This window comes from Brasilonema angustatum, from assembly GCF_059505445.1.
This window is the reverse complement of record NZ_JCACKO010000057.1, coordinates 24,461-31,565: the sequence shown is the minus strand read 5'-3', so window position 1 is coordinate 31,565 and position 7,105 is coordinate 24,461. Positions and strand designations below refer to the sequence as shown.

Annotated in this window: 7 protein-coding genes and 1 pseudogene; 7 read left to right on the top strand and 1 reads right to left on the bottom strand. The window is 41.2% G+C overall.

The window, feature by feature from the left end:
- Positions 1 to 504 precede the first annotated feature (504 nt).
- The 3 genes from bchL to AC5JM2_RS12345 all read left to right on the top strand — a co-directional run bounded on the left by bchL (position 505) and on the right by AC5JM2_RS12345 (position 3,804).
- Positions 505 to 1,371 carry a ferredoxin:protochlorophyllide reductase (ATP-dependent) iron-sulfur ATP-binding protein gene (gene bchL / locus AC5JM2_RS12355; protein WP_318561167.1) on the top strand — a complete coding sequence of 289 codons (867 nt, stop codon included), beginning with the start codon at positions 505 to 507 and terminating at the stop codon, positions 1,369 to 1,371.
- Between the two features lie 29 nt (positions 1,372 to 1,400).
- The gene (locus tag AC5JM2_RS12350; RefSeq protein ID WP_495835169.1) at positions 1,401 to 2,132 is read left to right on the top strand and encodes a DUF5331 domain-containing protein; all 732 of its coding nucleotides are present in this window, start codon (positions 1,401 to 1,403) and stop codon (positions 2,130 to 2,132) included.
- Positions 2,133 to 2,403: 271 nt separating this feature from the next.
- Complete coding sequence (locus tag AC5JM2_RS12345; RefSeq protein WP_495835168.1) at positions 2,404 to 3,804, top strand: ferredoxin:protochlorophyllide reductase (ATP-dependent) subunit N; 1,401 nt, start codon at positions 2,404 to 2,406, stop codon at positions 3,802 to 3,804.
- 373 nt (positions 3,805 to 4,177) lie between these two features.
- Here AC5JM2_RS12345 and AC5JM2_RS12340 read toward each other — a convergent pair whose 3' ends face one another.
- Positions 4,178 to 4,396: a LysM peptidoglycan-binding domain-containing protein gene (locus AC5JM2_RS12340; RefSeq protein WP_495835167.1), complete on the bottom strand. Its 219-nt coding sequence runs from the start codon at positions 4,394 to 4,396 to the stop codon at positions 4,178 to 4,180.
- A gap of 446 nt (positions 4,397 to 4,842) precedes the next feature.
- On the opposite strand from AC5JM2_RS12340, the pseudogene AC5JM2_RS12335 reads away from it, so the two are divergent.
- The 4 genes and pseudogenes from AC5JM2_RS12335 to AC5JM2_RS12320 all read left to right on the top strand — a co-directional run.
- Positions 4,843 to 4,980: pseudogene (locus AC5JM2_RS12335) on the top strand (DUF5678 domain-containing protein); the annotation flags it as partial.
- Positions 4,981 to 5,022: 42 nt separating this feature from the next.
- A complete protein-coding gene (locus tag AC5JM2_RS12330; protein WP_495835166.1) occupies positions 5,023 to 5,385 on the top strand; it encodes a hypothetical protein in 363 nt (120 codons plus the stop codon).
- 5 nt (positions 5,386 to 5,390) lie between these two features.
- A complete protein-coding gene (locus AC5JM2_RS12325) occupies positions 5,391 to 5,822 on the top strand; it encodes an HNH endonuclease (RefSeq protein WP_495835165.1) in 432 nt (143 codons plus the stop codon).
- Positions 5,823 to 5,947: 125 nt separating this feature from the next.
- Complete coding sequence (locus tag AC5JM2_RS12320) at positions 5,948 to 7,102, top strand: hypothetical protein (RefSeq protein WP_495835164.1); 1,155 nt, start codon at positions 5,948 to 5,950, stop codon at positions 7,100 to 7,102.
- Positions 7,103 to 7,105 lie beyond the last annotated feature (3 nt).

Below are 7,105 nucleotides of genomic sequence, written 5' to 3'. Positions count from 1 at the left end.
GGGGTGGGCACTGGTGGTTAATTAGTCGGTGAGCTAGAGGTGAGTAGTGCCCACCTTACTTACCGTCTTTAACAACAGGGATAGTCCACTAACTGTGGGGTGGGCACTGGTGGTTAATTAGTCGGTGAGCTAGAGGTGAGTAGTGCCCACCCTACTTACTGTTCCCTGTGTTTCACATACGTCTTTCTAATCAAAACCATAGATACAGAAAGATTTTTCGCTTTTTGTGTTTTGTAACTTTTTTTATAAAAACAGATTATTAAGAAATAAAATACTTTTGTTTTAAGTATTCAAAAGCGATGCAGAATAATCAACAGTCAAATTCTTTTGATTAAACCATCATTCATCTCATAGAACCCTAATACACTTGACAGCCCCCTTTATTTTCTGGGTAACTTACACAATAATGACAGTCATGAGACCTCACATATCGCCATCTCAGGCTAGGTGAAGGTAAGTGTTTAAGCCACGAGTTTGACAAAAAGCTATAAGAGGCAAACAACAGTGAAACTAGCAGTTTACGGAAAAGGCGGTATCGGGAAATCCACAACAAGCTGTAATATCTCCGTCGCCCTAGCCAAGCGCGGTAAGAAAGTGTTGCAGATTGGTTGCGATCCCAAACACGATAGCACCTTCACCCTGACCGGGTTCTTGATTCCAACGATTATCGACACTCTCCAAGAAAAGGACTACCACTACGAAGATGTGTGGCCCGAAGATGTCATCTATAAGGGTTACGGTGGAGTCGATTGTGTCGAAGCAGGTGGTCCCCCTGCAGGTGCTGGATGCGGCGGTTATGTGGTTGGCGAAACTGTGAAACTCTTGAAGGAACTCAACGCCTTTGATGAGTACGATGTTATTTTGTTTGACGTTCTTGGTGACGTTGTTTGCGGTGGTTTTGCAGCACCCCTCAACTACGCTGATTACTGTATGATTGTGACTGACAATGGCTTTGATGCCTTGTTCGCTGCTAATCGTATTGCAGCTTCAGTTAGGGAGAAAGCCCGGACTCACCCGCTGCGTCTTGCTGGCTTAATTGGTAACCGCACCTCAAAGCGCGACTTGATTGACAAGTACGTGGAAACAGTTCCGATGCCAGTTTTAGAAGTTTTGCCTTTGATTGAAGATATTCGTGTTTCCCGCGTCAAAGGTAAGACTTTGTTTGAAATGGCAGAATCTGACCCCTGTTTAAATTACGTTTGCGATTACTATCTCAACATCGCTGACCAAATTTTGGCTTGTCCGGAAGGTGTTGTACCAAATGATTCACCAGACCGCGAGGTGTTCGCTTTGTTATCCGATTTCTATTTAAATCCGGGTAAACAACAAGTTCCTAATCCAGAAGAAGAATTAGACTTGATGATTGTATAAATCATCTTAATTCCAGGATGGGGGACAATATGGCTTTTTTTGATAGTTTTACAGAATCTTTAAAGCAGAAGTGGTTGCAATTTTTCCAGGTGAATCGTGACTGGATTTCCTTGCACATGGAGGTAGAATCTGTTTACACTCCCGATGGCGGGAGTCGTCCACCTTCTTACCTCATCCTGGGAGTTATTAATGCGTTGGAACCCAAGCTGGCACAGTTAATGCTGCCGTTTTCCAAATTGAATCCTGATCCTGATACCTTGGTTGAAGTACTGGGGTTAAATCTCGATCCTGATCTCGCTCTTGGTAACCGTGCTCTTCCTAAGTTGCGTATAGAAAAACACGCGGAAGAGTCAGATTTATCAAGTGAAAATTTAAGTGATGAAACACTGACAAATTCTCCAAGGGTACTCAATCCAACCAGGGAGAATCTGACTAGAACAAAAGAGTTCCAAGCAACTCAACACGGGATCGATCATTCTTTATCTAACCAGAAAATTTCAAATACTGAGTTTTACAACGCACCTCACTCATCTGATGAGTCCAGCAATCTTTCCTTTGATGATTTGAAGGAAGTAGACAGCAAAACTTCTCCAGCAACCGCATCAAATCAGAGTGGGTTTGCTGATGCTTTGTCAGATTCCTGGGGTAGCGAAACCGTAATCCAAAAGGGAGAAGCGGATAACAAAACGCTTTTAGGGGAAGATAAATCTTCTGGTTCTCTAAACGAATCAGAGATTGATCGTCTGTTCCCCAAGACTTAACTTAAATTGTGTTGAATTTGGGTGTGGCTGCTGCCATGTGCCATAGATTATCGATATCTTGCACCTAGGCCAAAAACCGGGTTTCTTGAGAATAACGACGCAAGAATTGCTTAATCTGACGTTTATAAACCCGGTTTTTTTAGTCTTGTTGAGAATAATGCAAGATGTCAGTTATGGCAGTTTGGAGGGAAGTGTTCATTCTTCCACATGTAGTCTGCCTTACTTTCAACCGCGCTTTTAGCTTAATAAATCAAGGGGAGAAAACACTAAAATGACTCTTGCTCAATCAGAAAGTTTAAATTTTGAGTGCGAAACTGGAAATTACCATACCTTTTGCCCAATTAGCTGTGTCGCTTGGCTTTACCAAAAAATTGAAGATAGCTTCTTTTTGGTGATTGGTACAAAAACTTGTGGTTATTTCTTGCAAAACGCAATGGGGGTCATGATTTTTGCTGAACCCCGTTATGCAATGGCGGAGTTGGAAGAAGGAGATATTTCCGCAAAACTCAATGATTATGAAGAGTTAAAGCGGCTGTGTACGCAGATAAAGCGCGATCGCAACCCCAGTGTCATTGTTTGGATTGGCACCTGCACCACGGAAATCATTAAAATGGATTTGGAAGGCTTGGCACCCAAGCTAGAATCCGAAATTGGTATTCCTATCGTCGTCGCACGCGCTAACGGTTTGGACTACGCCTTCACTCAAGGAGAAGATACCGTGTTAGCAGCAATGGCGACACGTTGTCCTGATAAAGCACCCGTGGCGGAAACAGACAAGAACGAACGTAACGCTATTTCCAAACTCCTCAATTTTGGAAAGAAAAAAGAAGAAGTCGCCAACGAAGAATCTGAGTACGTGGATCATCCACCATTGGTGCTGTTTGGTTCCCTTCCTGATCCTGTCGTCACTCAGTTAACACTGGAATTGAAGAAGCAAGGTATCAAAGTTTCTGGTTGGCTTCCCGCCAAGCGCTTTACGGAATTACCTGTCCTTGAAGAAGGGTATTATGTCGCTGGTGTCAACCCCTTTCTTAGCCGAACTGCAACTACTTTAATGCGTCGCCGCAAGTGTAAGCTGATTGGCGCACCCTTCCCCATCGGTCCAGATGGAACCCGCGCTTGGATTGAGAAAATCTGCTCGGTGTTTGGTATTACTCCTAAAGGTTTGGATGAACGGGAAGCACAAATTTGGGAAAGTTTAGAAGACTACATAAAACTTATTCGTGGCAAGTCTGTGTTTTTCATGGGTGATAACTTGCTGGAAGTTTCCCTCGCACGCTTCTTGGTACGCTGTGGTATGACGGTTCCGGAAATTGGTATCCCCTACATGGATAAGCGTTATCAAGATGCTGAATTGAAGTTGCTGGAGAAGACTTGCAAGGAAATGGGCGTACCTTTGCCTAGGATTGTGGAGAAGCCAGACAACTACAATCAAGTGCAGCGGATTTATGATTTGAAGCCAGATTTGGTGATTACTGGTATGGCTCATGCTAACCCGTTGGAAGCACGAGGGATTAATACTAAGTGGTCTGTGGAGTTTACTTTTGCTCAGATTCACGGCTTTACAAATGCACGTGACATTCTGGAGTTGGTGACTCGTCCGCTACGTCGGAATAACAGTTTGAAAGATTTGGGTTGGGATAAGTTGGTGAAGGAAGAAGCGAAGATTTAATTTTACCTCTTGTTGTAATGATTTTTATTGGGTGCGTCGGCGTTTGTCGTGGCGCACTTTTTTTATTGAACCGCCAAGCGCGCAGCGTGTCCGCAGGACATAGATGAATCCGAAGGGCGCTGGCTCGACTTTGCGAGAAATACGGCGTCGAAGTTTTTAGCCCCATCAATAAATTGAGGGGGTTCCCCTACACCCCTACACCCTTACACCTCTACACCCTTACACCCCGCCCGTTCGCGCAGCGTGTCCGTAAGGAGTTAGGGCGTTGACGCTGCTTTGTATCGCACCCCTTTGGCAGCAGTTTTCTATTGGCTAGAACACAGGTTTTTCGTAGGGACACTAGCAGTGCTGTGCCCTTACCATTCGGTAATTATCAAAGCATATGGCTTCCATTGTTATCGTAAACAACAATGATTTCACATTCGCTTTGGAATTCGGAATATGAGTCAAGGGGAATGAAAAGTTCTACTCCAGGTACAAGTACAATGAGATCTGGATTAGCATCGTAAATACTTTGCCAATGAGTGCGATCGCCATAAAATTTTTCAGCAATGTTCGGTAGCGTATCACTAGCTTCTACGGTGTAAAACATAACGTTTTCGTCTAATTAGTAATTGTCTAGTAAATAGAAGAAAATAACTTCATAACTTTTTTGTGACTCTATATAATTGTACGTGGTCTAAACTTACGCACTTTTAAAGAATTGTGTCATGGTGGTTGGCACAGAATTCAAGGAAGATAAGTATTTACACTCACGACTTCCAAGCGCCTTATCCTCTTACCCAAGGAGTCGGTAGTATTGAAACCAGAAATTGTTTTGCACCCTTGTCCTGCCCATCATGCTTACAATAAGAGGTAAACAGAAAAGCTGTTTAAAAACACCTAAATTTTTTATTACTTAATTTATTACTTAATTTATAAACTGCAATATATGTGAATCAAGCACCATCTCAAAATGAAAGCCGCGAGATGCTGAAGTGGCTAAACCACAACCGTCAGATGTTATTGGATTTATATCGAAATTAATATGTTGCTTACAATGCTAATGGTTTAATTGCTCACAGTGAAAACTTACGTGAAGTGTTAGAGTTAGCAGATACTTCAGAACAGCTATATGCAATTTACTTAGTTCCTCGTAGCACCGCTTCTATCCAGATTTTGCCAATTCGCTTTTAAATGTCGTAAAGATTCAAATTCATAAAGCAAAGCTAGTAAAAAATGGCTGAAATCATTACCATAGAACTTCCAGAAAGACTGGCACAACAAGCAAAAGAAATCGCTGCCATTACACATCGGCGACTGGAAGATATATTAGTAGAGTGGATTGACCGCGCTATTACAGAACTACCTGTTGAGTCATTACCAAATGAGCAGGTTTTGGTTTTGTGTGATCTAAAAATGGAACCAGAACAGCAAGAGGTTTTCAGTGATCTGTTAGCAGGTAACCGAGAAGGACTACTTAATGATGTAGAAGTTAGACAATTAGATGAACTGATGCAGGTTTACCGAGGTGGTTTGGTACGTAAAGCGAGAGCCTTAAAAGTTGCTGTTGAACGTGGCTTAAGACCACCTCTCAATTAACAGCAATGGCTCGTAGTCGTATTCCTGTTGAGGTAGAACGTCGTGTCCGCGCTAGTGCAAGAAATCGTTGTGGTTATTGCTTGAGTCCTCAACATTTAGTCATGGCGCGTTTGGAAATTGAACACATCATTCCTATCTCTAGAGGTGGTAGCAATGATGAATTGAACCTATGGCTAGCTTGTCCACTTTGCAATCGTTACAAAAGCGATAAAATAACAGGGGTTGATTCAGAAACAGGCGAGACGGTAAAACTCTTTAACCCCCGTACCCAAGTTTTGTTTGAGCATTTTTACTGGACAGAAGATGGTTTGCGTATTGTTGGCAAAACGCCAATTGGTCGAGCAACAATAGCAGCACTGCATTTAAGTGATGACCCAGATGCTTTAGAAGTTCGTAGTTATTGGGTGATAGCTGGTTGGCACCCTCCAAAAGACTAAAAAGTATGGGACAGTATTTTTCAAATCCGGATTTTGATTATAGAAATTTTATACCTAGTAAAGTTTGCATTTCGATGAAAGCTAGTTTAAGTTAGATAAGAAGGTAATATATTATCCCAAAGACTATGACAGATGAGCAACAACAGGATTTAGAGTCTACTTCTGCTCAAGAACCAACGACATCACAGAAAGTAGAAGAAAAAGCTTCTTTTCAACAAAAGACACAACGCATTACAGCTTGGAGTAACTTTATTAAGTCAATAACTCCCTTTATATGGGCTGTTGTTATTATCATTGTGATTATTCCCTTATTAGGCAAAGCGTTAATAACAAATTCATCTCCTACAAAACTAGGAGATTCAGGTAAAAGTCCTAGTCAAGAAGTTCATGTAGTCGTCCCACAAATACCCAAAGATATCGATCAAGCAGTCGTTACTGCTGTGAAGAATGCACATTCTCAAGCAGAGAGTTTTGCTTCAGAAAAATTAGATAATTGGGTTGATGAATTGATGACTCGTGTTGATGAAAGTTTCCTCAGTTGGTATTTTAATTACTTTAATCAAAAGAAGATGGAGTTGAGTACTTCTTTTACGTGGTTATATTCAGCAGTAACTCATTGGACTAATGAAAAAAAACCATCTCCAAGACAAGCAGTAGACGAAAAATTGACTGAGGATTTTCAAATAGAATTTGCTAAGCGCGTCCTCAGACCAAAAATTGCACAACTAAAATTTGAGAATATTACAACAGATAGTATAAATTTATATCTTGCAGAATTGGGTAAAAATATTTCTAAGATTCAAAGTAGTTACAAGATTCCTCAGGGAGATTGGGAGCGTTATCTTGATAATATTGCAGTGACTATCAATGATACGGAAGGAAATATCTCTAATTTATCATTGAAGGTTTTGACTGGTGGAAGTACTTTCCTACTTGCAAAAGCAATGATTCCAACAGTGACAAAGCTAGGAAGTAAAATTGCTGTATCTTTTGCGGGTAAAGTTGGTGCAAAAATGGCAGCAAAGACTGGTGGTGTCGTGGCTGGAAAAATTGGAGCACAGTTATTAGACCCGATTCTAGGTATAGGTATCATAATTTGGGATGTTTGGGATTATAATCATACAGTTGCGGTTGAAAAACCAAGATTACGAGAAGCTATTTACGATTATTTTAAACAAGTCAAATTTTCTCTACTAAAAAACCCGGAAAATGGCATCATGGTAGCGATTAATCAAGTAGAGAGTAGCATTTGGAAGTCAATTAAAATATCTGCCCAATAAATT